The sequence below is a fragment of the Streptomyces sp. S4.7 genome (assembly GCF_010384365.1).
Taxonomy (GTDB): domain Bacteria; phylum Actinomycetota; class Actinomycetes; order Streptomycetales; family Streptomycetaceae; genus Streptomyces.
The window spans coordinates 2,379,357-2,405,546 of the sequence record NZ_CP048397.1 but is presented as its reverse complement, the minus strand read 5'-3'; the positions used below and the strand labels follow the sequence as shown (position 1 = coordinate 2,405,546).

The following is a 26,190-nucleotide window of genomic DNA, read 5'->3' as shown; positions in this document are numbered from 1 at the left end:
CCGCGGTAGCTGTAGGGGACACGGGGAGAGTAGGCAGACGTGCGGAGGGATACGGAACGACCATGACGACGGAAACCGACACCGACACGGGCTCCGACGGTGACTTCCTGGAACGGCACGTGCGCGCGGGCAGCGCGGCGAGCGGCCCGTACGCGCTCGACATCGAGCCGCGGCGGGCCGGCTGGCTGCACAGTGCCCTGCGCGTCCTCGACCTGCCGCCCGGCGGTACGCACACGCTGGACAGCGGGGACAGCGAATGGATCGTGCTTCCCCTCAGCGGCGGTTGTACGGTGCACACGCAAGGCGAGATCTTTGAACTGCTGGGCAGAGAAAGCGTGTTCAGCTCCGTCACGGACTTCGCGTACGTTCCGCGTGACGCCCACGCCCAGATCGCCTCCGGTGCGGGGGGCCGCTTCGCCCTGGCAGGAGCGAAGTGCGAGCGACGACTCCCCGCTCGCTACGGCTCCGCACCGGAGGTTCCGGTCGAACTGCGGGGCAGCGGCAACTGCTCCCGCCAGGTCAACAACTTCGCCGCCGCCGACACCTTCGACTGCGACCGGCTCATCGCCGTCGAAGTCCTCACGCCGGGCGGCAACTGGTCGTCCTACCCGCCGCACAAGCACGACGAGGACCACCCCGGTGTCGAGTCCGAGCTGGAGGAGATCTACTACTTCGAGATCGAGGACGGCGGCCTCGGCTACCACCGGGTCTCGCCCTCCAGGCCCGGCGGCACCGACGTCCTCGCCGAGGTCCGCACCGGCGACAGCGTCCTGATCCCCGACGGCTGGCACGGCCCGTCCATCGCCGCACCCGGCCGCGCCATGTACTACCTCAACGTGATGGCGGGACCGGGCGCGACCAGACAGTGGCTGATCCGCGACCACCCCGACCACGGCTGGATCCGCGACACGTGGCCGGACCAGGCGGTCGACCCCCGGCTGCCGATGTACGAGGCGTCCCGGCCGCACGCGTCGCAGACACCCTCACAGGGCCCGCCGAGCCAACCTCCTTATGAGGACGAGGACAAGGAGACCCTCCGATGAGTACGCGCCGGCTCACCGTGGCCCAGGCACTGATCGCCTTCCTGTCCCGCCAGTACACCGAACGCGACGGCAACCGCCGCCGGCTGATCGACGCCACCTGGGGCATCTTCGGCCACGGGAACGTGGCAGGCATCGGCCAGGCGCTCGTCCAGGCCGGCCCGGAGATGCCGTACTTCCAAGGACGCAGCGAACAGGCCATGGTGCACGCCGCCGTCGGCTACGCCCGCCAGAGCAACCGCCTCTCCACACACGCCGTGACCACCTCCATCGGCCCCGGCGCCACCAACCTCGTCACGGGCGCCGCCCTCGCCACCATCAACCGGCTGCCCGTGCTGCTGCTCCCCGGCGACATCTTCGCGACGCACCCCGCCGACCCGGTTCTCCAGCAGCTCGAAGTGCCCCACGCGGGCGACGTCTCCGTCAACGACGCGCTCCGCCCCGTGTCGAAGTACTTCGACCGCGTCTCGCGGCCCGAGGCGCTCGTCCCGGCCGCGCTCGCCGCCATGCGGGTGCTCACCGACCCCGCCGAGACGGGCGCGGTGACCCTCGCCCTGCCGCAGGACGTCCAGGCGGAGGCGTACGACTGGCCGGAGGAGTTCTTCGCCGAACGCGTCTGGCGGGTCCGCAGGCAGGGCCCCGACCCGTACGAACTCGCCGACGCGGTCCAGGCCGTCCGCGCCGCCCGCCGTCCGCTCCTCGTCGCGGGCGGCGGCGTCCACCACAGCGCGGCCGAGGACGCGCTGGCCGACTTCGCGACGGCGACCGGCATCCCCGTCGCCTCCACCCAGGCCGGCAAGGGCTCCCTGCGCCACGACCACCCGGCCGACGTCGGCGGCATCGGGCACACCGGCACCGCCACCGCCGACGAACTGGCCCGCACCGCCGACCTGGTGATCGGCGTCGGCACCCGCTGGTCCGACTTCTCCACGGCATCGGCGACGCTCTTCGCGAACCCGTCCGTCCGCTTCCTCAACGTCAACGTCACCGGCTTCGACGCCCACAAGCTCGCCGCCGCCCCACTGGTCGCCGACGCGCGCACCGCCCTGGAAGAACTCACCACGGCCCTCGCCGACCACCGCGCCGACGCCGCCTACGTCACCGAGTACGCCGACGACAAGGAGCGCTGGGAGCACCGTGTCGACGCCGCGTTCGACACCTCCGAAGACCTTCTGCGGCCCACCCAGCCGCAGGTCCTCGGGCTGCTGGACGCGCTCGTCACCGACGACGACATCGTCATCAACGCGGCCGGATCGCTCCCCGGCGACCTCCACAGACTGTGGCGGTCCCGCTCCCGCGACCATTACCACGTCGAGTACGGCTACTCGTGCATGGGTTACGAGATCCCGGCCGCCATCGGTGTGATGCTGGCCGCCCCCGGCCGGCCCGTCTGGGCGCTCGTCGGCGACGGCACGTATCTGATGAACCCCACCGAGATCGTCACCGCCGTCCAGGAACGCCTCCCACTGAAGCTGGTGATCCTCCAGAACCACGGCTACGCGTCGATCGGCGGGCTCTCGGAGTCCGTCGGCGCGGAACGGTTCGGTACGGCGTACCGCTACCGCGAGGCAGCCACGGTCGGCTCGCCGACCTACACCGGCGACCCGCTCCCCGTCGACCTCGCAGCCAACGCGGCCTCGCTCGGGATGCGCGTCATCCGGGCCAGAACCATTCGTGACCTGCGCGAAGCCCTCGCCGCCGCGCGTGAGTCCGACGTCCCCACATGTGTCTACGCGGAGACCGAAACGGCAGACACTGTGTCGGGCGCGCCTCCGGCCCAGGCGTGGTGGGATGTCCCCGTGGCCGAGACGGCGACCCGGCCGTCAGCGGTCACGGCACGCGAGGAGTACGACCGGAGAGCCGCAGCCCGCCGCCGCCATCTCTGACACCCCCCGGGCGCCGCCCGCGCCGATGGACCCGATGGACCCGAAGGAGACGTAATGAAGACCGTCAACCACTGGATCGGTGGCAAGACCGTCGAGGGCGCCTCCGGCAACTGGGGCCAGGTCACCGACCCGGCGACCGGCGCGGTCACCACACGGGTGGCGCTCGCCTCGCCGGAGGAGGTGGACGCGGCCGTCACGGCGGCGAAGGCCGCGTACGGCACCTGGGGCACCTCCTCCCTCTCCGCGCGCACCGGCATCCTGTTCAGCTACCGCGCTCTGCTCGACGCGCACCGTGACGAGATCGCCGCGCTGATCACCGCCGAGCACGGCAAGGTCCACTCCGACGCACTCGGCGAGGTGGCGCGCGGGCTGGAGATCGTCGAGCTGGCCTGCGGGATCACCACCCAGCTGAAGGGCGAGCTGTCGACCCAGGTCTCCAGCAAGGTCGACGTCTCCTCGATCAGGCAGCCGCTGGGCGTCGTCGCCGGCATCACACCGTTCAACTTCCCCGCGATGGTGCCGATGTGGATGTTCCCGCTGGCCGTCGCCTGCGGCAACACCTTCGTACTGAAGCCGAGCGAGAAGGACCCCTCGGCGGCGAATCTGCTGGCCGAGCTGGCGGCCGAGGCGGGGCTCCCGGACGGCGTGCTCAACGTCGTCCACGGCGACAAGGTGGCCGTCGACTCCCTCCTGGCCCACCCGGACATCGCGGCGGTCTCCTTCGTCGGCTCCACACCGATCGCCCGCCACATCCACGCGACGGCGTCGGCCAACGGCAAGCGCGTACAGGCGCTCGGCGGCGCCAAGAACCACATGCTGGTCCTGCCGGACGCGGACCTGGACGCGGCGGCGGACGCGGCCGTCTCGGCGGCGTACGGCTCCGCGGGCGAGCGCTGCATGGCGATCTCGGCGGTCGTCGCGGTCGGCGCGATCGGCGACGAACTCGTGAGCAAGATCCGCGAACGGGCCGAGAAGATCAAGATCGGCCCCGGCACCGACCCCGCCTCCGAGATGGGCCCGCTCATCACGGCGGCCCACCGCGACAAGGTCGCGTCGTACGTGACGGGCGCCGCCGCTCAGGGCGCCGAAGTCGTCCTGGACGGCACCGGTCTGCGCGTCGACGGTTACGAGGACGGCCACTGGATCGGCCTGTCGCTCCTGGACCACGTCTCCACCGACTCCGACGCCTACCGCGACGAGATCTTCGGCCCGGTGCTGTGCGTGCTGCGCACGGAGACCTACGAAGAGGGCGTCGCCCTCATGAACGCCTCGCCCTTCGGCAACGGCACGGCGATCTTCACCCGCGACGGCGGCGCGGCCCGCCGCTTCCAACTGGAGATCGAGGCGGGCATGGTCGGCGTGAACGTGCCGATCCCGGTGCCGGTGGGCTACCACTCCTTCGGAGGGTGGAAGGACTCGCTCTTCGGCGACCACCACATCTACGGCAACGACGGCGTGCACTTCTACACGCGCGGCAAGGTCGTCACGACCCGCTGGCCGGACCCGGCGGACGTCCCCTCGGGCGTGGACCTGGGCTTCCCCCGCAACCACTGACCCCGGACGGCACCCACCACAGACCGCGACGGCCCGCACGGTACCCCTATTCCGCGCGGGCCGCCGCACGTGACGGACAGCTCCCCGACGCCGATTCAGGGAACGAGGTGGCCCGCGGCGCGGAACAGTTCGTACCACTCGGCCCGGGTGAGCGGAAGTTCGGAGCCTTGGGCGGCGCCCGCGACGCGCTCCGGGCTGGTGGTGCCGAGCACGACCTGCATCCGAGCGGGGTGGCGGGTGATCCAGGCAGTCGCGATCGCGACGGCGGGGACGTCGTACCGGCCGGCGAGGCGGTCGATGACGGCGTTCAGCTCGGGGTAGTCCGGCGAGTCGAGAAAGACACCCGTGAAGAAACCGGCCTGGAAGGGGGACCACGCCTGGATGGTGATGTCGTTCAGCCGGCAGTAGTCGACGACGCCTCCGCCGTCGAGGGTGGCCGCCTGCTGCTCCGCGAGCATGTTCGCGGCAACCCCTTGAGCGATGATCGGCTCGTGTGTGATCGAGAGCTGAAGCTGGTTGGCCACGATGGGCTGGCGCACGTACCTGCGCAGCAGGTCGATCTGACGTGGGGTCTGGTTCGAGACACCGAAGGCGCGCACCTTGCCCGAGGATTCGAGCTCGTCGAAGGCGCGGGCAACCTCTTCGGGCTCGACGAGCGCGTCGGGGCGGTGCAGCAGCAGGATGTCGATGCGGTCGGTCCGCAGGGCAGCGAGTGAGCCCTCGACCGATTTGACGATGTGTTCGTAGGAGAAGTCGTAGTACGGCCCGTCCGTGACGATGCCCGCCTTGGTCTGGATCGTGATCTCGTCGCGCTGCGACGGGCTCAGCGTCATCGCGTCGGCGAAGCGGCGTTCACATCCGTGCAGTTCGCCGCCGTAGACATCGGCGTGGTCGACGAAGTCGATGCCGGCGTCACGCGCGGTGCGGACGAGTTCGCGGACTTCGTCGTCCGTCTTGTCGGCGATACGCATCAGACCGAGTACGACGTTCGGAACGAGGATGTCGGTGCCGGGCATGGTGAAGGTCTTCACGACGGTATTCCTCCCAGATGGCCGGGCCCGCACAGTACACACCGGGCCGCTCCGCACTTTAGGCGGCGGAGGGGCCGTCGGCGGCGAGCAGCGAGTCGCGGACGCTTCCCGGCCCGGCCGAACGACCGTGTGCGGCACTCCCGAGTCGGCCCCGCGACCGCCGGATTCGAGCGTTGCGCGAACACCCTTCGTGACACAGGCGCGCCGAGCGCGTCGAGTTCTCGCCATGCTATGGGCCCAAGACGGGAGGAGCGGCAGTATGGAAGGCATGACGGACATGGTGAACTCAGCCCAGACCGAGGCGTGGAACGGCTACGAGGGCAGGCACTGGGCGGAACACCAGGATCGGTACGACCATCTGAACGACGCTGCCAATGCCCCGCTGCTGGAAGCCGCCGGCATAAAGGAGGGTGACCGGGTTCTGGACATCGGCTGCGGGAACGGACGGGTGACGCGGCTCGCCGCTCTCCGTGGGGCTCGTGCCGTCGGGATCGACCTGTCCTTACCGATGCTGACGCGGGCCAGAGCGTCGGCCGTGGCGGAGGGGATCGAGGACGTCACGTTCGTGCAGGGCGACGCACAGGTGCACGACTTCGAGGAGGAGGCTTTCGACATCGCGGTGAGCCGCTTCGGAGTGATGTTCTTCGCCGATCCCGCCGCCGCGTTCCGCAACATCGGACGCGCTTTACGGCCCGGTGGGCGGCTCGCCTTCGTCTGCCCACAGTCGTTCAGCCTCATGGACCAGGCGGTGATCTTCGCGGCGATCGGCACCCAGGTCACGCTCCCCGCCCTCAACGAGGACAGCAAGCACCAGCCCGCCTCCTTCGCGGACCCCGCGCACACCGAGCGTGTGTTGAGCGAGGCGGGATTCAAGGGCATCGGCCTGCGGGCCATCGCCCTGAGCCAGCACTGGGGCAAGGACGCCTCGGACGCCTCCGCCTTCCTGATGGGATGGGGACCCCTGCAGCACTGGCTGGCTCTCGCGGACGCCGATGAGCGGACCCGTGCGCGCGCCCACGACGCCGCCACGGAGGCGTTCCACGCCTTCGAGACCCGGCAGGGCGTACGGCTGACCAGCCGCCTGTGGCTCGTCACAGCCGAACGCCCGTGAACGCCCCCTAGGGGGTGGAGAACTCCCAGGTCAGCATGGCGAAGTGGCCCTCCTCACGTGCCCCGGCCGCGCGGTACGTCGCCAGTGCCGGGTCGTTGTCGGTGTCCACCCCCACCCACATGTCGTAGCAGCCGCGCTCACGCGCGATCTCCGCGAGCGCCTCGGTCAGCGCCCGACCGATGCCCCGACGCCGGTACGGCTCGCCCACCGACAGCTCGTACAGGAACATTTCAACGCCTTTGTCCGGATGTAGCATCTCGATGCCTGAGACAAATCCGACAGGTGCGCCTTCGACGTAGGCGATCAGCATCAGATGGCCCGGAGCGGCGAGGAAGCGCTCCGCCCACTCCGGCCGGGCCGGGCTGTCGTACAGATGCCGGCCGGCGACGAGCTCGCCGACCGTCGTCGCCCGGCGGATCTCCATGCCGGTCATGTCGCTGGTCTCTCCTCGCGCGTCGCGTCCGGGGCCGCCGTACGTACCACGGCTGGTGTACGCCGACGCTATCCCGTACTCCTCAAGGAGGCCCGTGAGTTCCGACCGGTGTCAGCGCGGGCGGCGCAAGGGGCCGTCTAGGGTTCAAGCATGGAGATCCCTACCCCCCGGCGGCCACGGCTGCGCAAACGGTGGCTCGCGGGCGTGGCCGCGGCCGCCGTGCTCGTCGGCGCCGGCACCTGGACAGCCGTCGCCTCGGACAGCGCGCCCACCGTGGACCGAGACGACCAGACGATGGAGATGCCCGGCGCCCGGATCGACACCTCGTACTTCACCGCCGACGACGGCGACCGCCGCAGGCCCGCGGTCCTGCTCGGCCACGGCTTCGGCGGCAGCAAGAACGACGTACGGGCCCAGGCCGAGAAGCTCGCGCGCGACGGGTACGCCGTACTGACCTGGTCGGCACGAGGGTTCGGAGAGTCCACCGGCACCATCGGTCTCAACGACCCGGCCTACGAGGTCAAAGACGTCTCCCGGATGATCGACTGGCTCGCCGAGCGCCCCGAGGTCGAACTCGACGGCGACGGCGACCCACGCGTCGGTATGAGCGGCGCCTCCTACGGAGGAGCCATCTCGCTGCTCGGCGCGGGCCATGACCCGCGCGTCGACGCGATCGCCCCCGTGATCACCTACTGGAATCTCGCCGACTCCCTCTTCCCCGACGGCGTCTTCAAGAAGCTCTGGGCCGGGATCTTCTTCTCCACCGGCGGCGGCTGCGACACCTTCGAGAAGCAGCTCTGCGAGATGTACGACCGGGTCGCCGTCGCCGGGAAGCCCGACGCGGCGGCCAGGCAACTCCTCGCGGAGCGCAGCCCGTCCGCGGTCGGCGACCGCATCAAGGTCCCCTCGCTGATCATCCAGGGCCAGACCGACTCGCTCTTCCCGCTCGGCCAGTCCGACGCCATGGCGAAGACGATCAAGGCCAACGGCGCACCTGTCGCCGTCGACTGGATGGCCGGCGGTCACGATGGCGGGAACGCCGAGACCGGCCGGGTCGAGAGCCGTATCAACTCCTGGTTCGACCACTACCTCAAGAAGGACGCGGGCGTCGACACCGGGCCCGCGTTCCGCGTCAGCCGGACCGGCGGCGTCGACTCCACCGACGGCCGGGCCCTGCTGCGGGGCGCGACCAGCGACAGCTACCCCGGACTGCGGAGCGGGACAGCGAACATTCCGCTCACCGGGCGGGAGCAGTCGTTCGACAACCCCGCCGGTGCGAGTCCGCCCGCCATCTCCACCGTCCCGGGCGTCGGCGGCGGGCTGTCCCAGCTGTCCTCGTTCGGCATGGGCCTCGCCCTCGACTTCCCCGGCCAGTACGCGCGCTTCGACTCCCGGCCGCTCGACACATCCCTCCAGGTGACGGGCTCACCGACCGTGCGGGTCACCGTCAAGGCGGACAGCGCCGACGCCGTCCTCTTCGGCAAGGTCTACGACGTGAGCCCCGACGGCCGCCAGCAGGTGCTGCCCTCACAACTCGTCTCCCCCGTACGGGTCGAGGGAGTCGAGGCGGGCGGTGGCAAGACCGTCGAACTGACCCTGCCGGCCATCGACCACAAGGTGGAGGCGGGGCACCGGCTGCGCGTCGTCCTCGCCGCGACCGACCTCGCCTACGCCTCACCCGCCACCCCGGCCACCTACACCGTCACCGTGGACGGCGACCTCTCCGTACCCACCGCGCCCGCCCTCAGCACCGCGGCGCCCACCCTCGCCTGGTGGGTCTGGGGCCTGCCGCTGGGTGGTGCGCTGATCGCCGCCGCACTGCTGCTCACCGCACGCCGCAGGGTCAGCGCGCCGGCGCCCGACCCGGAACTCGCCGACGTACCCCTCCAGATCACGGACCTGTCGAAGCGCTATGCCAAGTCCGCCGACCGCTACGCCGTGCGGGACCTGTCCTTCCGCGTCGAGAAGGGGCAGGTGCTCGGGCTCCTCGGCCCGAACGGCGCGGGCAAGACCACGACCCTGCGCATGCTGATGGGACTCATCACCCCTGACGCCGGAGACATCCGGGTCTTCGGGCACGCCATCAGGCCGGGCGCACCCGTGCTGTCCCACGTCGGATCCTTCGTAGAAGGCGCGGGCTTCCTGCCGCACCTGTCCGGACAAGACAACCTGGAGCTGTACTGGCGGGCCACCGGCCGCCCCGCCGAGGACTCGCACATCGAACAGGCCCTGGAGATCGCCGGACTCGGCGACGTCCTCGCCCGCGCGGTGCGCACCTACTCGCAGGGCATGCGTCAGCGCCTCGCCATAGCCCAGGCCATGCTCGGCCTGCCGGACCTCCTCATCCTGGACGAGCCGACCAACGGCCTCGACCCGCCGCAGATCCGCGAGATGCGTGACGTGATGATCCGTTACGCGGCCGAAGGCCGGACCGTCATCGTCTCCAGCCACCTCCTCTCCGAGGTCGAACAGACCTGTACGCACCTGGTCGTCATGGACCGGGGCCGGCTCGTCCAGGCCGGTCCGGTCGCCGAGATCACCGGATCCGGTGACACCGTGCTCGTCACCACGGCCGGACAGGTGCCCGAACCTGTCCTGGACAAGATCGCCGCGATGCCCGGGATCGGATCCGCGATCCGTACGGACGAGGGGCTGCTCGTACGGCTCGACGGGGCCGGTACCAACACCCTCGTCACCGAGCTGATCCGGATGGACGTGACGCTCACCGGCGTCGGACCGCACCGCCGCCTGGAGGACGCCTTCCTCACCCTCATCTCAGGAGCCTCCGCATGAGCGCGCTCACCGAATCGGCTCCGGGCTACCGGGCGGGCCGCACCCTCCCGTTCCGCGTCGAGCTCGTACGACAGCTCAAGCGCAGGCGCACGATGGCGATGGGCGGGATCCTGGCCGTCCTGCCCTTCGTGCTGATCGTGGCCTTCGCCATCGGCGGGACACCGGGAGCCGACGAGGACGGCGGCGGCGGGGGCGGCAGCCGGCTGAACCTGATGGACACCGCGACCGCCTCCGGCGCCAACTTCGCCGCCACCTGCCTCTTCGTCTCGGCGGGCTTCCTGCTGGTCGTCCCCGTCGCGCTGTTCTGCGGGGACACCGTGGCCTCCGAGGCGAGCTGGTCCTCGCTGCGCTATCTGCTCGCCGCGCCGGTGCCCCGCGCCCGCCTGCTGTGGAGCAAGCTGGCGGTGGCGCTCTCCATGAGCCTGGCGGCGATGGTGCTGCTGCCGGTCGTCGCGCTGGCGGCGGGCACGGCCGCCTATGGCTGGGGGGCGCTGGAACTGCCCACCGGAGGGTCGCTGGGCACGGCCGACACCGTGCCCCGGCTCGCGCTCGTGGTCGGCTTCATCTTCGTCTCCCAACTGGTCACGGCGGGCCTCGCCTTCTGGCTCTCCACGAAGACCGACGCCCCGCTCGGCGCGGTCGGCGGCGCGGTCGGACTGACGATCATCGGCAACGTCCTGGACCAGGTGACGGCGCTGGGGACCTGGCGGGACTTCCTGCCCGCGCACTGGCAGTTCGCCTGGGCGGACGCGCTCCAGCCGCAGTTGGAGTGGAGCGGCATGCTGAAGGGCTCGGCGGTCTCGGTGACGTACGCCCTGGTGCTGTTCGCGCTCGCCTTCAGGAACTTCTCCCGGAAGGACATCGTGAGCTGAGCGGGCCTGTCGACCGGCCGGCCCGATGCCGTGGGCCGGCCCGCGCGGCGCGTTCACACCCAGCCCCGACGAGCCGCTTCCGCCCCCGCACGGAAGCGGCTCGTCGTGCCGAGGGCGGTGAGCAGCTCACCGACGCGTCTGCTGTAGGTGCGGGGCGACATGCCGAGCCGTGCCGCCGCCGCCTCGTCGGTGAGCCCGCACAACATGGCATCGAGCACGGGCCGTAACTGACGGGGAAGGGCGGCGGCACCGGTGCCGGCCTCCGCGTCGGCCGGTGCCGGGCCCGCCGCCGGGTCCGGACGCACGGTCAGCTCCTCGCCGTGGTCCCACCAGTGCTGATGGATACGGACCAGGGCCCCGACGACCACCGGGTCCCTGATCAGCAGCACCCCGTTGAAGTGGAGATCCAGATCGAGGGGGAGCGCGGCCGTCGTACGGTCCACGAGGACCATCTTGAACGGGATCGTCTCCGTCTGCCGTGCACCACGGGCGAGAGCCCGCAGCGTGTGCGGCAGGCCCGCCAGGCCCTGACGCGGCACGATCCGGCGGACCGTGAGCGGGTGGGCGGGCAGGGGAGCGGTCCCGGCGTCGGACCCCGCGCCGGCTTCCGTGTTGTCACGTGCGCCGTCTCCCGTCCCGGGACGCGCCTCCGGGCCCGCCCGTTCCGCGGCGGCGCGGACGCACGCGGTGGCGAACTCCAGGAACGGCAACGGCAGGCCCTTCCCGAGAGAACGGCCCGGATCGTCGAACGTCAGCAGTTCGTGACGCGCGGAACGGACGAGCGCGGCCAGCGCGGCGGCCACCTGATGGGTACCGCGGACCGCCCGGCCGGCAGGTCGGAGACTCTCCACCGCCTCCCCCCCGCAGTGCGCTTCTCGGCAGGGCAGACCTGTTGAGTACAGACCCCGGAACCTGTGCCACGGCTGACCACCCCCGCCATCCCCTCGGAGCCGTACGCCACTCAATGTACTCATGAGACTGCACACTGTGACAAGTGCCAGTTCAGAGAGTGGCGACTCCATGCCAAAGGAGTTGATCCACGCATCAACGGCGCCACTGTGCGTACGAGTTCGCGCGAAGGCGGCGTGAACAGCGGGCCGGTGGCGGACAACTCCCCTGGCCCGTTGCCGCATCGAGATTCATCCGCAACCTTCTGTGCCGGTCCTCCCGGGCGACTCGGACGTCACATTCACAAGTGCTGACGATTCCAGGGGGACCGTGATGAAGCTCGACACAAGGGCATGCCGGAGTGCGGTGGTCGCGTTGCTGGCGGGCGGCCTGCTGCTCACCGGCTGCTCCGGCGACAACCGGCAGGACGCGAGCAAGGCGGCCGACAGGCCGGCCGGTGGAAGTGCCCCCGGCAGCGGTTCGGGATCCACCGGGGGCTCGGGATCGGCGGGGCCGGCCGACGGCGTCGAGCAGGACGAGGGACGGCGGGAGGGCGAACAGAAACAGGACGACAAGGGGCGGGACCTCGCACCGGAACCGGACTATCTGTCGACCTTCGCACTGGACGTGGACACCGCCTCCTACGGCTACGCGCTCCGCACCCTCGACGAAGGGCGGCTGCCGGACCCCGGCACCGTACGGCCCGAGGAGTTCGTCAACAGCTTCCGCCAGGACTACGAACGGCCCGAGGGAGACGGCTTCTCCGTCACGGTGGACGGCGCGGCGGCGCCGGGCGGGGACGACGACTGGTCCCTCCTGCGCGTCGGACTCGCCACCCGTCAGGCCGACCACGCGGGTGAACGCCCGCCTGCCGCGCTCACGTTCGTGATCGACACCTCCGGCTCCATGGCCGAGCCCGGCCGCCTCGACCTCGTCAAGGAATCACTCGGAATCCTTACGGACGAGCTGCGCGGCGACGACTCGATCGCCCTGGTCACCTTCAGCGCGGAGGCCGAGACCCGGCTGCCGATGACCCGCGTCGGCGACAGCCGCGACCGGATCCACGACGTGATCGAGGAGCTGGAACCCTCCGACTCGACCAATGTCGGGGCGGGCGTCGAGACGGGCTACGACGAAGCCGTCGACGGCCGCAGGAGCGGCGCGACCAACCGGGTCGTCCTGCTGTCGGACGCGCTGGCCAACACCGGCGAGACGCAGGCGGACGCGATCCTCGAACGCATCGCGGGCGCGCGCAGCGAGCACGGCATCACCCTGTTCGGCGTGGGCGTCGGAAGCGACTACGGCGACGCCCTGATGGAACGGCTGGCCGACAAGGGCGACGGACACACGACGTACGTCTCCGACAGGGAACAGGCCAGGAAGGTCTTCGTCGACCAGCTCCCCATGAACGTCGAACTGCGCGCCAGGGACGCCAAGGCGCAGGTGGCGTTCGACAGCGACACGGTCGAACGGTTCCGGCTGATCGGCTACGAGAACAGGGCCGTCGCGGACGAGGACTTCCGTGACGACCGGGTCGACGGCGGCGAGGTCGGGCCGGGGCACACGGTGACGGCGCTGTACGCCGTCAGGCTGCGGCCCGGCGCGAGCGGCGAGGTGGCGAGGGCGACGGTGCGCTGGCTGGATCCCGGGACCCGGTCGCCGCGCGAGCGGTCGGGCTCGGTCGGCGCGGGCGCGATCGACTCACGGCTCTGGGGCGAGGCGAAGCCGCGGCTCCAGGTCACCGCTGTCGCCGCGTACTTCGCCGAGGCCCTGCGCGGCGGATCGACGATCGACGGCACCCTGCCCGGCGCTCCCGGTCTCGGCGAACTGGAGGAGCGGGCACGTACGTTGGCGGATTCCACGGAGGACGGCTCGGTGAAGGAACTGGCGGAGGCGATCGATCAGGCCGGCCGCCTCCGGGACTGAACCGGGACCGAGGCGGGCTGATCCGGGGCCGGCCGTGCCCGTTCGTGGCCGGTCCCGTGACACTTCACAAGCGGTGGGGGCGGCGCGGCGGCGGGCTGCCGGCCCATGGGCGAAACAGTGCTGCGCCGCCCTCCTCCACGGGACATGATGTGCGGCATGGCCACTGTCCTGCTCGCTCTCGCTGTCATCTCCACCGGTCTGTACGCCGGCATGATGCTCATCTTCCTGACCGGGATCATGCCCGCTCTGGCGCGGCTCACGGACGGGGAGTTCGTGGTGGCCATGCGCCGGATCAACGAGGAGGTCCCGCGCGGGCTGTTCCTGCTCCTGTTCCTCGCCGAAGTGGCCTTCCCGGTCGCCGCGCTCGCCGTCCCCGTCGACGACCGGTCCGACACCCAGTGGTGGCTGCTGCTGGCCGGCCTGATCTGCGTGGTGGTCAACCACCTCGTCACCGTCGCGGGCAACATTCCGCTCAACAACGCTCTCGCGTCGTCCGCGGCCGCCACCCCCGACAGCGCGGTCCGCGCGGCCTTCGAGGGCCGCTGGAACCGCTTCCACGCCGTCCGCACGGCCTTCGCCGTCGGGGGGTTCGCGCTGATCGTCAGCGCCTCGCTGTCGTGACGGTGAACAGCCCCACGGATTCCCGCCGGCTCGCGACCCCGGCGAACCCCGCCTGAGCGGCCCACTGTTCGGCCACCTCCACGGGACGGCACTTCATCTCCCACAGGACGCCTTCGCGGTTCGGCAGCACGTTCGCGATGAACTCCAACTGAGGGTGGCGGGTCTGTGTCGTGAAGACCAGCACCCCGCCGGGCGCGAGCATGCCGCGCAGCCGCGCGACCGACGCGGCGATGACGGCGTCGTCCAGCAGGAGTTCGTAGAGCCCCGACACGACGACGATGTCGGGCGCGGGAGCGGCGGGGGCCGGGTCGAGGGCGTCCCCGTACGCGTATGAGATCCCCGTCAGCCCACGCTCGGCCGCCTGACGCCCGCCCTGCGCGAGACCCGCGCGGTCAAGGTCGCGGCACTCGACGTGGAGGGTGCCGGGCTCGTACTCCGCGAGCAGGTCCTGGAGGTACCGTCCGGGGCCCGACGCCACGTCCAGTACGCGCAGACCGCCCTGGGCCCCGGTGCCGCCGCGTCCCGCGATCTCCTCACGGAGTACGTTTTTGAGCAGTTCGCGACGGGCGCGGATGGCCCGCCACCCGACCGCGTTCAGATACACGCGGTCGATGAGGTGTCCGACGACCGGGAAGCCGCCGGCCTTGTTGACGTACACGTAGTCCAGCATCGATCCGCTGTCGAAGCCGTGCCGGAATCCGATCCGGATCCCGGCGCTCGCTCGGCCCACGGTGCCGAGCAGGGCGCGCATGGCCGCCCACTGAGCGCGCTTCCACCACTTCGTCCTCGTCCTGTTCTTCGTCATGCGCATCAGCGTCGGCCCCAAGCGCGGACCTCGGTATCCGCGCGGCTACTCGGACGGCGCGTGAGTAGTTCTGCGTACACCTCCGCCGAAGCCGCCCCGGCACACCGGCACGCCGGGCGGGCGGAATCGTGGGGGTACGGTGCGACGGACACCGACCAGCTCCGGAGGACAGGGAAGCCGTGCCTGAAGTGGATGACGCGCCCGTGATCGTGAGCAGCGTGCCCGGTTCGTTCGCGCGGAGCGTGCTGGCCGAACGCCATCCCGCCCTCATCCAGCAGGTACGGGACGCCTTCCCGTGGCCCCCGGAACGGCACCGGGCGCTCGACGCGCTGCTCGCCTCCTGTACGGAGGGTGTGATCGAACCGCTGGGTCCGGACGCGCACGATCGTGACCAGTGGGACGCGTGGGGCGGCGAGTACGTCGGCCGCTCATGGTTCGACGTGCCGTTCCTCTGGTCCGAGAGCTACTTCTACCGCCGGCTCCTCGGAGCGACCGGCTACTTCGCTCCGGGGCCGTGGCAGGGCATCGACCCGTTCGCGCCCTTCAAAGAGGCCGAGTTGCGCGGCTGGCTCGTCGACGACGAACTCGCGGCGCTCGACGCGCTCGCCCGACGGCCGGTGGGCGAGCGGGCCGCCGCCTACGTCCAGGGCTCGCTCTGGGGGAACCGCGCGGACCTCGGCTTCGCCGTCGGATCGCCGGACGGAGCGCGGACGGCGGCCAGGCCCGGCACCTCCGACGCGGACGCCGGCGACGAAGCCGTCGGGGGCTCGTCCGGTGCCTCCGCCGTCGAGGACCCGCCGCCCCTCGTCGCGGACGACAGCGACGCGCTGTGGGCGCTGCTGCCGGCCGGCCGCTCGCCCGGCGCCGTGCGGACCGTCCACGTCATCGCGGACAACGCGGGCCGCGAGCTGATCCCCGACCTCGTCCTCATCGACCACCTCCTCACCACGGAGCACGCGGACGAAGTGGTCCTGCACGTGAAGCCGTATCCGTACTACGTCTCCGACGCCACCACGGCCGACGCCGTCGACTGCGTGCGCCGTCTCGCCCAGGCGTCCGGCAGCGCGGGCGGGGCCGGAGAGCGGCTCTGGGCCGCGATGGGCGACGGGCGGCTCGCCGTGCGCGCGCACGCCTTCTACTGCGCACCGTTCCCCTACGGCGAGATGCCGGCCGATCTGCGGGGGGAGTTCGCGGGCGCGGCCCTGACGATCGTGAAGGGCGACCTCAACTACCGCCGTCTCGTGGGTGACCGGCTCTGGGCGCCCACCACACCGTTCGCCGAGCGCACGGCGTACTTCCCGGGGCCGGTGGCCGCCTTGCGTACCCTGAAGTCCGATGTGATCGTCGGCCTCGCCCCGCGCACCGTGGCGCGGCTGGAGGACGCGGACGCGAGCGGGGGCGCGGGGGACGGCGCGAACCAGGCATGGCGTACGAGCGGAACGCACGCGCTCATCCAGGTAAGGCCCTAGGTCGTGTCCGGAAAGTCCCGCCTGGCCCGCCCTGCGGGCGGACGGCGCTACATTCCGGACACGCCCCAGCCGAGCCGATTCGGCAGCACGGAACGAACAGTCGAACGTCGGAGGCAGCGTCATGGCGCTCCAGATCAGCGCGACCAACCCGGAGCAGCCGGCCGTGCTCCTCGACCTGCCCTGGGGCATCCCGCTCGAAGAGTGGCCCGATGACTGTCTGGTGGCCCTCCCGCGCGGCATCTCGCGCCATGTGGTGCGTTTCGCCGACGCCGGTTCCGAGGTGCTGGCGGTCAAGGAGATAGCCGAGCGTCCCGCGGTGCGCGAGTTCGGGCTGCTGAGGGATCTGCACCGGCTGGGCATACCCGCGGTGGACCCGGTCGCCGTGGTGACGGGGCGGGTGGACGCGGACGGCAGGCCGCTGGAGTCCGCGCTGATCACACGGCACCTGAAGGGCTCGCTTCCGTACCGCTCGATGTTCGAGTCGACCATGCGCCCGAGCACCGTGAAGCGGCTCATGGATGCGCTCGCCGTCCTCCTGGTGAGGTTGCATCTGACCGGCTTCGCGTGGGGCGACTGCTCGCTTTCCAACGCTCTCTTCAGGCGCGACGCCGGCGCCTACGCCGCGTATCTGGTGGACGCCGAGACGGGCCAGATCCAGCCGACACTCAGCCGTGGCCAGCGCGACTACGACATAGAGCTGGCGCGCGTGAACATCGCCGGGGAGCTGATGGACCTGGAAGCCTCCGGCTCGCTCCATCCGTCCGTCGACCCGGTGCCGTTCGGGGCGGCGATCGTACGGCGCTACGAGGACCTGTGGCACGAGCTGACGCGTGAGTCCGTCTACCCGGTCGACAAGCGCCACTACATCGACCGCCGGATCCGCAGGCTCAACGAACTGGGTTTCGACGTCGCGGAGATGCAGATGGAGCGCTCGCCGATGGGCGATACCGTCACCTTTCTCCCCAAGGTGGTCGACGCGGGCCACCATCAGCGCCAACTGCTGCGTCTGACGGGCCTGGACGCGGAGGAGAACCAGGCGCGCCGGCTGCTCAACGACCTGGAGAGCTGGATGGCGGGCCAGGACGACTACGCGCCCGGCGACCCGCTGGGGGCCCGCCCCGAGGTCCTGGCGCACCGCTGGGTGCGGGACGTGTTCCGGCCGACCGTACGGGCCGTGCCGCTGGAGCTGCGCCGCAGGACGGACGCGGCGCAGATCTACCACGAGGTGCTGGAACACCGCTGGTACCTGTCCGAGAGCGCCGGGAACGACGTGGGGCTGGAGGCGACCATCGAGGACTACGTCGCCAACATATTGCCGCGTCCGCAGAACCCGTCCGCGCCGGATGCGTCCGAGTCGGATCCTCTTACCGAGGAGCCGGCGGGGTCCGGGGAGCCGGACGAACCGGCCGAGCCGAAGGCGCCGCGCGCTTCCTGACCACTCGCCGGGCCCGGTCGGCAGATGTGTAGGGCCCCGCCGCGACGGGGGAAACGCGGCGGGACCTTGAGTGCGAATGCCCTCTCCGCCGCCGATTACGCATACGTTTTCGCTTCGACCGCTCGCGGTGATCACCTTCCCTTGCCGCGCGTGCCGAATGCGCTCGATGCGGCATAACCGGGGAAAATGCCGGTCCATGACCGAAAGAGGCGATTTCCCAAGCCCCGACGCGTCCCTCGGTACGAAGGGCGCGCCGAATCAGACACTGGCTCTCGCGGCCATGCTGTTCGCCGTGTCGATGACATTCATCGACCAGACGATCGTCGCCATCGCCGCACCCGACATCATCGACGAGCTCGGGCTCACGGCCTCCGGGATGCAGTGGGTGATCAACGCGTATCTGCTGACGCTGGCGGCGTTCTTCGCCCTCGGCGGGCGGCTGGCCGACATCGTGGGGCACCGGCGGATCATGGTGATCGGCACCCTCGTCTTCGTGATCTCCTCCGTCCTGTGCGGGTGCGTGCCACGCGGGGACTTCGCGCAGAGCTGGCTCATCACCTTCCGGGCCTTCCAGGGCCTCGGTGCCGCGCTGATGTTCCCCGCCGCTCTCGCCGTCGTCATCAACGTGTTCCCGGTCGAGCGACGGGGCAGGGCCCTGGCTGTGTTCTTCGGGCTCTCCGGCGCCCTCACCGCCGTGGGCCCGCTCCTCGGCGGCTGGCTCACCGACTGGACCTGGCGGGCGATCTTCTGGATCAACGTCCCTGTCGCCGTGATCGCCCTCGTACTGACTGCCATGGCCCATGTCCCGAACGTCACGCGCCGCGACCGGCTGGACGTGCCCGGCGCCGTACTGGTGGCCGGCGGCATGGGGCTGTGCGTGCTCGGCTTCCAGCAGGCGTCGACGTGGGGCTGGGGCAGCGCGACCACCTGGGCGTGCATCGTCGGCGGGCTGCTCGTCCTGATCGCCTTCTGCCTCTTCGAACTCCGCGTCCGGGACCCGCTCGTCAAGCTCCAGGTCTTCCGGGACCGGGCGTTCGCCGTGGACTGTGCCGTGCTGTTCTTCGCCATGCTCGCGTTCGTCCCGGTCTTCTTCTTCGCCTCGGTCTACGCGCAGGTGTCGTTGAGCTCGTCGCCGAACCAGGCCGCGCTCTTCCTGCTGTACTTCTTCGTTGGCTTCGCAATCGCCTCGCAGTGGGGCGGACGCGTCCTGGACAAGCGGGGCGCCAGACCGGCGCTGCGGCTCGGCACCGCGATCGGGGCGGTCGGATTCGGCTTGTGGGCCTCCAAGTTGACGGACCTGTCGATGCACGACCAGTGGCCGTACGTGGCATTGGCGGGCGCCGGTATCGGTCTGCTCCTCTCCCCGGCCTCGACCGATGCGGTCAACCGTGCGATCGGTGCCTCCTACGGAGAGGTCACCGGAATCACCCAGACCATCCGCTACTTCGCGGCGAGTGTGGGACTGGCGGTGTTCGGCACCGTACTGACCCACATCACCGGTGACCGGGTCGCCGAGACCCTCCGGGCGAAGGGCCTTCCGGCGGGCGAGGCACGGGACGCCGCCAACAGCGTCGCGGAGGCCGTGTCCGGGCAGGCGGACACGCGACAGCCCTCCGGGGAAGGTGATGTCGCGCGGATCATGCGCGAGTCGATGGAGGCGATCCGGATGGACTTCGCGCAGGCCAACCAGTGGGTGTTCTACGGGATGGCCATCGCGCTCGTGCTGGCGTTCATCTGCTCGCTGTTCCACCCGGGGACGCGGGTGACGGGCACGCCGGAGCCGACCGGTGCTCCGGAGAGAACCGGGCCGGGGGAGCCGGGAGAGCCGGTGGAGCCGGGGCGGCCCACCGGGCCGTAGCGGCGGCCGCGACCTGTTGTCGTACCCCTGTGGCAAGGTGTTTTCAGGTGCCGAACAAGGCGCACCCCTTACGTTTGTCGACCTTCGCCGCAGAAGGAGCACACCCATGTCCGGTCCCGGTCCCGATCCCGCCGACGGCGCAGTCCTCACGTCCCTGACGGCCGTGGCGTCTTTGCTGGCGCCCGACCAGCCGAGCGTCGCAGAACAGGTGCGGCACGCCCACGAGGACCCCGAGGGTTACGTGCGCACGTACGCGAACCGGCTGGACGACCGCGGGATAGACGAGCCGTTTCCGGGGCTGGCGTGGATAGCCCTCGTCGACGCGCTCCACGAGCAAAAACTGCTCGCGGAGTTCGACTGGAAGGAGGGCGCGGACGAGATCCGGTTCGGCCTGAGGGGGCTGGCCTCGCGCCCGTCCGTCGATCCCTGGGCGCTGTTCGACGACGGCGAGTCGGAGCTGACGACCCATGACTTCCTGGAGGTCTGCGGTCGGCACTACCGCGAGGTCGGTGCGGCCCTCGTGGTGCTCGACATCGAGTCGGACTGCTATCCGGTGGCGGGCCTGCGCGCGAGCCGCGTCGAGGAGTTGGTGTCGCTCGCGAAGGCCGCGGGCTTCGCCGCCTGGCCCCTCGGCGTCTGACCCGCACCGGCCCGGGGCGAGGGCATCGACCGGGCGGGTCACCAGGCCCCGTCGTGACCCGCCATAAGGGTGCGAAGAGTGCCCCGTCCTGCCCCGCAAGGTGTGTTCTAGGCCGACGCGAGGGTCGCGGCCCACACTTCGTTAGGTCCACGAGTGGGCCCACGAGCCCTGTCTCTGGGCCCGGGGCCCGAACTAGCGTGCGCGGTACTCCGGGAGACTCGCAGGTGTGAGCGAGCAGCCCCGGTGGCCCTTTCAGGAAGGGAAGTCGGGGATGGGCGGGTTCGATCAACTGCTCGGCACGGATTTCGGAGATCGGCCCACGTCCGACGCGGACGAGGTCATCTACGCGGGACTCGACCACCCGGAGCGGCACCGGGCGCGGGTTCCCGGTCTCGTCGCGGTCCTGACCGACTCCGCGGCACCCGACAGGGAACGCTTCCTGGCATGCGCGGCCCTGACGACCTGGGGAGAGCCCGCCGGATACCGGGCGGTGGCGGACGCCGCCGAATCCGGCAAGTGCGCTCCCTGGTACGGCATTCTCGTCGACCGGAAGTTCTCGGTGGACAGTACCTTCGCCCAACTCGCCGTGGCCCTGGGCGACAGCAGGGACATGGCGCAGGAGAAGGGGACGCTCCCGCAGCGGGAATCCGCTTTCCGCGCGCTGGTGAGAATCGCCGACTCCGAGTACTTCGAGGACCAACTCGGCGATCTCCTGGAGGAGTCGACGGCCCGTTCACTGCGCGCCGACATCAGCGAGACGGTGGACAGGGGAGTCGGCTCCCTGACCGGGATCGTCGGGGTGCGGCCCCGCTTCGACCTCGCCACCCAGCTTGTCGATCTCGCGGGCGCGGTCGCCTCCGTCGACGGAGTCCTCGCCGCGAAGCTCGCCCTGGCGGTCCTGGAGGTCGAACCTTCCCGTCGGGCGCTGCTGCACGCCGTCACCGTGCTGCACCGCTCCTCGGCCGCCGAAGTCCGGCGACTGGGCTCGTACATGATCGCGGTCGGCGACGAGCGCGTACGCGGGATGGCGACGGACGCGCTGCGTACCGCCTGAGCCACCGGGGTGTCGGCGGACCGGGAGCCGGGGACCGGGATGCTGTCCGGTCCGTGGCGCCGCGCTCACGCATTCAATGCCAGGTGCGATGCGGGCCGCTCTGGCTAGGGTGGCCGTCGTGATCGATTCGATGTTCCGGGCACTACTGGCCAGCGGCCACGACGGCGGCGCGGGCGCGTGGGAGCCCGTCCTGGACGGCGAGTCGGGGGCCGGTGTGTTCCGTTCCGAGGACGGCACGCGGTACGCGAAATGCGTCCCCGCCGACTCCGCGGCCTCGCTGAAGGAGGAACTCGATCGTGTCGGCTGGCTCAGCGAGCAGGGTGTGCCGGGTCCGCGCGTGCTCGACTGGCGTGTCACCCCCGACGCGGCCTGCCTGGTGATGAGCGCCGTCGCGGGAGTCCCCGCCGACCGCGTGCCGGCCACGCGACTCCGGGTGGCCTGGACGTCCATCGCCGATGCCGTGCGGCACCTGCACGAACTGCCGGTACGGGAGTGCCCGTTCACCCGCGACCTCTCGGGAATGTTCGCGACCGCCCGTGATGTCGTCGAGCGGGGTGCGGTCAATCCCGAGTTCCTCCCCGAGGACCAGCAGGGGACACCCGCCGACGAGTTGCTCGCACGCCTCGTACCGCAGCTCGGACACCGCCTCGCCCAGGAGGCCGCCGAGACCGTCGTCTGCCACGGGGACCTGTGCCTGCCCAACGTCGTCCTCGACCCGGAGACGACGAACGTGGCGGGTTTCATCGATCTCGGCCGGCTCGGAGCGGCCGATCCGTACGCGGACATCGCTCTCCTGCTCGCCAACTCCCGCGAAACCTGGGCGGATGAGGGGCAGGCGAACTCCGCGGACGAGGCGTTCGCCGAGCGGTACGGCATCGTGCTCGACCGTGACCGGGAGAAGTTCTATCTCCATCTCGACCCGCTCACCTGGGGCTGACGATGGACCGATCCGCGACCAGTCTTCAACCGGCACGTCGTTCGAGAGGAGTTGAGATGCCGATGCCCGAGACACCCGGTTACCCGAGCGCGCGTTGACGCCGTAGGTCACGACCGACCTGTCATCGCGTGCTGCCCTTTGAGCTGCGGCACAGCGAACCTTTCACCGCCCCATTTCGGCGGATTTCGTTCTCGGCAACTCAAGGGGTCCTTGTGCCGTCCGTGCCGGCTGTGCCATCACCTGAATCTCCCGCATCACCCACTCCGCCGAGCCTCTGGCGGGACCGCGACTTCCGCAGGCTCTGGGCAGGCCAGACGGCGTCCCAGTTCGGGGCTCAGGCCGGCCAGGTGACGCTGCCGCTCCTCGCCGTGGTGGCGCTCAACGCCGACTCCACCCAACTCGGCGCACTCCGCGCCGTCCAGCAGATACCGATCCTCCTGTTCTCGCTCTTCGTGGGCGTGTGGGTGGACCGTTGGCGATCCCGCAACGTGATGGTGCTGGCGGACTTCGGCCGGGCGGCGGCACTTGCCGCGATCCCGATCGCCTTCCTGCTGGGCGTACTCGGGATTCCCGTACTGCTCGTTGTCGCTTTCCTCGTCGGCGTGCTCACGGTGTTCTTCGACGTGGCCTACCAGGCCGCCCTCGTACGGCTGGTGAAACGCGACCAGTTGGTGCAGGGCAACAGCGCGCTGGAGGGCAGCAGATCCGCGGCGCAGATCGGCGGACCCGCGCTCGGCGGTGCGCTCGTGTCGCTCCTCACGGCGCCGATCGCGGTGATCGCGGGCGCGTTCTTCTTCGGCGTGTCCTGCCTGTCGATCCGGCGGATCCGGCACCGCGAGTCGCCGCCCCGCGCCGTCGAACGCCCCACCCGGATGGGACGGCAGATCACCGAAGGTCTCCGCCTGGTCGCAGGTGATCCGTCCTTGCGGGCCGTGGGGCTCGCCTCGGCGCTCTTCCACTTCTTCTTCGCGGCCCTGATGACCGTCTATCTGCTCTTCCTGCCGCGCACGCTGCATCTGTCGGGTACGGAGGTGGGCCTGGTGCTCGCGGCCATGGGCCCGGGGGCGCTGGTCGGATCCGTACTGGCGGCGCGGCTGCCGAGGAGGTTCGGCCACGGCGTGGTGCTGGTGTCGTCGGCGGTGCTCGCCGACGCCGTGATGCTGTGCGTACCGGCCATGCGCGGCTCCACCGCTCTCACGGTCGCCTCCCTCATGGCGGTCAACTTCCTGTTCGGCGCCTTCGGTCAGCTGGTCGACGTCACGGTGATGGCGGTTCGCCAGTCGATCACGCCGCTGCCCATCCAGGGACGAGTGGTCGCGACGATCAATTTCGTCGGCATGGGACTGACCCCGCTCGGCTCGCTGCTCGGCGGCTTTCTGGCCGACCGGTGGGATCTGCGAACCAGCCTGCTGCTCACAGCGGTCGGCATGGTGCTGTCCCCGCTGTTCATGGCGTTCTCCCCGCTCGCGCGGCTGGGGAAGGAGCTGCCGGCACCTGGCGGGTCGGTCGCGCTCGGGCGATCCGGGGGCTAGGGCCTGTCGTTCGGATCTTGCCGGGCTCGCGGCCCCTGGCACGCCCGCCGCGTTGTCGTCGGTCGCCAACGCTCCGCGTTGTCTCCCTCCTCCGCCTTGCGATCGCACGCACCGGACCCCGCTCCCTGATCCGGCCTGATCCAAACGACAGACCCTAGCGGCGCCTGCGCCGGGGCTCGTCCGTCCGTGCGGCGCAATCGCCGCTTCGGCGCGGCGGTTTCGGCGCGGCCCGCCGTCCCCGGCCTTCCGCCGGAGAACCGGACACGGGAAGCCGGACCTGTGTGAAACGCCGCCGATCCGGCGCGATGTCTGTTGCGCCCCCGGCAGGACTCGAACCTGCGGCCAAGCGCTTAGAAGGCGCCTGCTCTATCCACTGAGCTACGGGGGCCGGAACGTGGTCCCGGGGCCCGGAGTGCCGGTGGGCAGTCCGTGCGGTCCGTGACCTGTGCCGGGACAAGGATAGGGCTCCGCTCACCCTGACCCGGTTGCTTCACCTGCGTGGCACGATGTGGAGGTTCGGTGAAGCGAACCGATAATCGCAGGCAGGTGCGATTCCTGCAGTGCTTTTCGCGCCTCAAGCTACGGGTGTTGTGCACTCGTTATGCCTGTGCCCCACTCGTCCTGTCTGTCCCCCACGGCTGACCGGCGCGCAGGAGATGTCTATACGCTTCAAAAAGCCGCTAAAGTTGGGCATTCTTCGCATGTGGTGACCTTGGACGTACGGCCTCAGCTGATCGACGCACTTTCCGCGCTGCGCGACCGTGTCGCCGCCGTGCGTCTTCCACTCCCCCTCGCCGGGACTCCGCGTGCCCGGCAGACCAGGGAGGAGCTTCTCGCGCAGCTCGACGACTATCTGGTGCCACGGCTCCGGGACCCCGAAGCGCCGCTGCTCGCCGTGGTGGGCGGATCCACCGGGGCCGGGAAGTCGACGCTGGTCAACTCCCTTGTGGGGCGGCGGGTCAGCGAAGCGGGCGTGCTGCGGCCCACGACACGTACGCCGGTACTGGTGTGCCACCCCGACGACTGCCACTGGTTCGACGGCGTACGGGTCCTGCCGCAGCTGCCCCGCGTCTTTCTGACCCAGCAGGAGAAGGACGGCGGCCCGGGCGCCTGGAGCGCGGACGACGAGTACGCGCTGCGCATCGACACCGCTGCGGCGCTGCCCCGCGGCCTCGCGCTGCTGGACGCGCCCGACATCGACTCGCTCGTCGTACGGAACCGGGTCCTGGCCGCCGAGTTGATCTGCGCGGCCGACGTGTGGGTGATGGTCACCACCGCGTCCCGGTACGCCGACGCGGTGCCCTGGCATCTGCTGCGTACGGCGAAGGAGTACGACGCCTCGCTCGTGACCGTCCTCGACCGGGTGCCCCATCAGATGATTGACGAGGTGTCACGTCAGTACGCGGCGCTGCTCACCAAGGCGGGCCTGGGTGACGTGCCGCGCTTCACCATCCCCGAACTGCCCGAGTCGGCGGGCGGCGGCAGCGGGCTGCTCCCCACCACCGCCGTCGCGCCCCTGCTGGCCTGGCTGACGCACCGGGTGCGGGATCCGGCGGCCCGCCAGCAGGCCGTTGTGCGTACGGCCGCCGGTGTCATCGGGTCGCTCAACGTGCGGATGCCGGAGCTCGCGGGCGCCGTCGCGGCGCAGTACGCCGCCGCCGTACGCCTCACGGGCGCCGTCGAGGAGGCGTACGCGTCCGAGCGCGAGCGGGTACGGGGGCGGCTCAAGGCGGGGGCCGTGCTCGCGGGGGACGCGCGGACCCGCTGGCGCGGCTATCCGAGGGACAGCTCCGCGCGGGAACTGCTCGATTCGCTGGTCGAGAGCCTGGCCTCGCTGCTCCAGTGCGCCGTCGCCGCCGCCGACGAGCAGGTCATCGAGGCGTGGCGGCGCGAGCCCGCCTCGGCGGCGGTCCTGGCACCGGGGCCGGACGGTGAGGTGTCCGAGCGGATCGGGATGGCCGTACGGCGCTGGCGGCGGGTCGTCGAGGAGTTGGCCGAGGACGAGGTACGACTCCTCGAACGCGCCGGCGCGCCCGACGCCGAGACCGTCGCCGCGCTCCTGGCCGCCTCCCTTCTCGGCGGGCACCGCACCCGGGTCGCGGGGGAGCGGCTGGCCGAGCGGATCGGGGCGCAGGGCGCGCTGCGGCTGCGCGACAAGGGCGGTGACCTGGTGGCGACATACATCGACGACGTACTGCACACAGAACGGGACCGGCGGCTGGCTCCCCTCGACGCGCTCGAAGTGGCGCCGGAGCCGCAGGCGGAACTCATCGCCGCGCTTTCCGTACTCCAGAAGGAGATGTGA

The 26,190-nt window shown here is 70.8% G+C and carries 20 protein-coding genes and 1 tRNA gene; 16 read left to right on the top strand and 5 right to left on the bottom strand.

The genetic code is table 11. The features are described 5' to 3' along the window. Positions 1-62 precede the first annotated feature (62 nt). From iolB to mmsA, 3 genes are read left to right on the top strand one after another with little or no spacing between them, the layout of a single operon-like run. Positions 63-1,043 (top strand): 5-deoxy-glucuronate isomerase, encoded by a 981-nt coding sequence (gene iolB / locus SSPS47_RS10530; protein ID WP_164250511.1) that lies wholly within the window; start codon positions 63-65, stop codon positions 1,041-1,043. Beyond that, positions 1,040-2,926 (top strand): 3D-(3,5/4)-trihydroxycyclohexane-1,2-dione acylhydrolase (decyclizing), encoded by a 1,887-nt coding sequence (gene iolD / locus SSPS47_RS10525; protein ID WP_164250509.1) that lies wholly within the window; start codon positions 1,040-1,042, stop codon positions 2,924-2,926. Before iolB ends, iolD begins: the two co-directional genes overlap by 4 nt. 54 nt (positions 2,927-2,980) lie before the next feature. After that, a complete protein-coding gene (gene mmsA / locus SSPS47_RS10520; protein WP_164250507.1) occupies positions 2,981-4,480 on the top strand; it encodes a CoA-acylating methylmalonate-semialdehyde dehydrogenase in 1,500 nt (499 codons plus the stop codon). Positions 4,481-4,575: 95 nt separating this feature from the next. Here mmsA and SSPS47_RS10515 read toward each other — a convergent pair whose 3' ends face one another. Beyond that, the gene (locus SSPS47_RS10515) at positions 4,576-5,511 is read right to left on the bottom strand and encodes an aldo/keto reductase (RefSeq protein ID WP_164250499.1); all 936 of its coding nucleotides are present in this window, start codon (positions 5,509-5,511) and stop codon (positions 4,576-4,578) included. A 259-nt stretch (positions 5,512-5,770) separates the two neighbouring features. On the opposite strand from SSPS47_RS10515, the gene SSPS47_RS10510 reads away from it, so the two are divergent. Then, positions 5,771-6,622 (top strand): class I SAM-dependent methyltransferase, encoded by an 852-nt coding sequence (locus SSPS47_RS10510; RefSeq protein WP_343234872.1) that lies wholly within the window; start codon positions 5,771-5,773, stop codon positions 6,620-6,622. A gap of 7 nt (positions 6,623-6,629) precedes the next feature. Here SSPS47_RS10510 and SSPS47_RS10505 read toward each other — a convergent pair whose 3' ends face one another. Continuing rightward, a complete protein-coding gene (locus tag SSPS47_RS10505) occupies positions 6,630-7,046 on the bottom strand; it encodes a GNAT family N-acetyltransferase (RefSeq protein ID WP_164254499.1) in 417 nt (138 codons plus the stop codon). A gap of 159 nt (positions 7,047-7,205) precedes the next feature. Here SSPS47_RS10505 and SSPS47_RS10500 point away from each other — a divergent pair, with 159 nt between their 5' ends. Next, positions 7,206-9,848 carry an alpha/beta fold hydrolase gene (locus tag SSPS47_RS10500; protein ID WP_164250496.1) on the top strand — a complete coding sequence of 881 codons (2,643 nt, stop codon included), beginning with the start codon at positions 7,206-7,208 and terminating at the stop codon, positions 9,846-9,848. Next, the gene (locus tag SSPS47_RS10495; RefSeq protein ID WP_147875352.1) at positions 9,845-10,720 is read left to right on the top strand and encodes an ABC transporter permease; all 876 of its coding nucleotides are present in this window, start codon (positions 9,845-9,847) and stop codon (positions 10,718-10,720) included. The genes SSPS47_RS10500 and SSPS47_RS10495 overlap by 4 nt, the downstream gene beginning before the upstream one ends. A 53-nt stretch (positions 10,721-10,773) precedes the next feature. On the opposite strand, the gene SSPS47_RS10490 is transcribed toward SSPS47_RS10495, so the two are convergent. Further along, on the bottom strand, positions 10,774-11,571 hold the full coding sequence (locus SSPS47_RS10490; protein WP_239064839.1) for a DNA-binding response regulator: 798 nt from the start codon (positions 11,569-11,571) through the stop codon (positions 10,774-10,776). A 370-nt stretch (positions 11,572-11,941) separates the two neighbouring features. Between SSPS47_RS10490 and SSPS47_RS10485 the strand changes: the two genes are divergently transcribed. Continuing rightward, on the top strand, positions 11,942-13,534 hold the full coding sequence (locus SSPS47_RS10485; RefSeq protein ID WP_164250495.1) for a von Willebrand factor type A domain-containing protein: 1,593 nt from the start codon (positions 11,942-11,944) through the stop codon (positions 13,532-13,534). Between the two features lie 156 nt (positions 13,535-13,690). Continuing rightward, on the top strand, positions 13,691-14,155 hold the full coding sequence (locus SSPS47_RS10480; protein ID WP_164250493.1) for an anthrone oxygenase family protein: 465 nt from the start codon (positions 13,691-13,693) through the stop codon (positions 14,153-14,155). Here SSPS47_RS10480 and SSPS47_RS10475 read toward each other — a convergent pair. After that, on the bottom strand, positions 14,136-14,960 hold the full coding sequence (locus SSPS47_RS10475; protein ID WP_164250491.1) for a class I SAM-dependent methyltransferase family protein: 825 nt from the start codon (positions 14,958-14,960) through the stop codon (positions 14,136-14,138). The two genes, SSPS47_RS10480 and SSPS47_RS10475, sit on opposite strands and share 20 nt — an antisense overlap. Positions 14,961-15,139: 179 nt before the next feature. Here SSPS47_RS10475 and SSPS47_RS10470 point away from each other — a divergent pair, with 179 nt between their 5' ends. From SSPS47_RS10470 to SSPS47_RS10440, 7 genes are all read left to right on the top strand, one after another. Further along, positions 15,140-16,429 (top strand): damage-control phosphatase ARMT1 family protein, encoded by a 1,290-nt coding sequence (locus SSPS47_RS10470; protein ID WP_164250488.1) that lies wholly within the window; start codon positions 15,140-15,142, stop codon positions 16,427-16,429. 121 nt (positions 16,430-16,550) lie between these two features. After that, the gene (locus SSPS47_RS10465) at positions 16,551-17,864 is read left to right on the top strand and encodes a DUF4032 domain-containing protein (protein ID WP_164250487.1); all 1,314 of its coding nucleotides are present in this window, start codon (positions 16,551-16,553) and stop codon (positions 17,862-17,864) included. Between the two features lie 196 nt (positions 17,865-18,060). Next, positions 18,061-19,722 carry an MFS transporter gene (locus SSPS47_RS10460; protein WP_164250485.1) on the top strand — a complete coding sequence of 554 codons (1,662 nt, stop codon included), beginning with the start codon at positions 18,061-18,063 and terminating at the stop codon, positions 19,720-19,722. A gap of 106 nt (positions 19,723-19,828) precedes the next feature. Then, positions 19,829-20,362: a DUF6630 family protein gene (locus SSPS47_RS10455; RefSeq protein WP_164250483.1), complete on the top strand. Its 534-nt coding sequence runs from the start codon at positions 19,829-19,831 to the stop codon at positions 20,360-20,362. Positions 20,363-20,633: 271 nt separating this feature from the next. Continuing rightward, the gene (locus SSPS47_RS10450) at positions 20,634-21,416 is read left to right on the top strand and encodes a hypothetical protein (protein WP_239064838.1); all 783 of its coding nucleotides are present in this window, start codon (positions 20,634-20,636) and stop codon (positions 21,414-21,416) included. A 130-nt stretch (positions 21,417-21,546) separates the two neighbouring features. Next, complete coding sequence (locus SSPS47_RS10445; protein WP_164254497.1) at positions 21,547-22,353, top strand: APH(3'') family aminoglycoside O-phosphotransferase; 807 nt, start codon at positions 21,547-21,549, stop codon at positions 22,351-22,353. Positions 22,354-22,583: 230 nt separating this feature from the next. Further along, positions 22,584-23,885 (top strand): MFS transporter, encoded by a 1,302-nt coding sequence (locus tag SSPS47_RS10440; protein WP_164250481.1) that lies wholly within the window; start codon positions 22,584-22,586, stop codon positions 23,883-23,885. Positions 23,886-24,200: 315 nt separating this feature from the next. On the opposite strand, the gene SSPS47_RS10435 is transcribed toward SSPS47_RS10440, so the two are convergent. Then, a tRNA-Arg gene (locus SSPS47_RS10435) sits at positions 24,201-24,273 on the bottom strand. Positions 24,274-24,597: 324 nt separating this feature from the next. Between SSPS47_RS10435 and SSPS47_RS10430 the strand changes: the two genes are divergently transcribed. Continuing rightward, entirely contained in the window at positions 24,598-26,190 is a 1,593-nt protein-coding gene (locus tag SSPS47_RS10430) for a dynamin family protein (RefSeq protein ID WP_164254495.1), read from the top strand.

What these genes read in the sequence shown, in the direction of transcription:
- iolB (WP_164250511.1), top strand. Translation starts at nt 63, where the DNA reads ATGACGACGGAAACCGACACCGACACGGGCTCCGACGGTGACTTCCTG.
- SSPS47_RS10510 (WP_343234872.1), top strand. Translation starts at nt 5,771, where the DNA reads ATGGAAGGCATGACGGACATGGTGAACTCAGCCCAGACCGAGGCGTGG.
- SSPS47_RS10465 (WP_164250487.1), top strand. Translation starts at nt 16,551, where the DNA reads ATGGCGCTCCAGATCAGCGCGACCAACCCGGAGCAGCCGGCCGTGCTC.
- SSPS47_RS10500 (WP_164250496.1), top strand. Translation starts at nt 7,206, where the DNA reads ATGGAGATCCCTACCCCCCGGCGGCCACGGCTGCGCAAACGGTGGCTC.
- iolD (WP_164250509.1), top strand. Translation starts at nt 1,040, where the DNA reads ATGAGTACGCGCCGGCTCACCGTGGCCCAGGCACTGATCGCCTTCCTG.
- SSPS47_RS10485 (WP_164250495.1), top strand. Translation starts at nt 11,942, where the DNA reads ATGAAGCTCGACACAAGGGCATGCCGGAGTGCGGTGGTCGCGTTGCTG.
- SSPS47_RS10505 (WP_164254499.1), bottom strand. Translation starts at nt 7,046, where the DNA reads ATGGAGATCCGCCGGGCGACGACGGTCGGCGAGCTCGTCGCCGGCCGG.
- SSPS47_RS10455 (WP_164250483.1), top strand. Translation starts at nt 19,829, where the DNA reads ATGTCCGGTCCCGGTCCCGATCCCGCCGACGGCGCAGTCCTCACGTCC.
- SSPS47_RS10460 (WP_164250485.1), top strand. Translation starts at nt 18,061, where the DNA reads ATGACCGAAAGAGGCGATTTCCCAAGCCCCGACGCGTCCCTCGGTACG.
- SSPS47_RS10475 (WP_164250491.1), bottom strand. Translation starts at nt 14,960, where the DNA reads ATGACGAAGAACAGGACGAGGACGAAGTGGTGGAAGCGCGCTCAGTGG.
- mmsA (WP_164250507.1), top strand. Translation starts at nt 2,981, where the DNA reads ATGAAGACCGTCAACCACTGGATCGGTGGCAAGACCGTCGAGGGCGCC.
- SSPS47_RS10495 (WP_147875352.1), top strand. Translation starts at nt 9,845, where the DNA reads ATGAGCGCGCTCACCGAATCGGCTCCGGGCTACCGGGCGGGCCGCACC.
- SSPS47_RS10450 (WP_239064838.1), top strand. Translation starts at nt 20,634, where the DNA reads ATGGGCGGGTTCGATCAACTGCTCGGCACGGATTTCGGAGATCGGCCC.
- SSPS47_RS10480 (WP_164250493.1), top strand. Translation starts at nt 13,691, where the DNA reads ATGGCCACTGTCCTGCTCGCTCTCGCTGTCATCTCCACCGGTCTGTAC.
- SSPS47_RS10445 (WP_164254497.1), top strand. Translation starts at nt 21,547, where the DNA reads ATGTTCCGGGCACTACTGGCCAGCGGCCACGACGGCGGCGCGGGCGCG.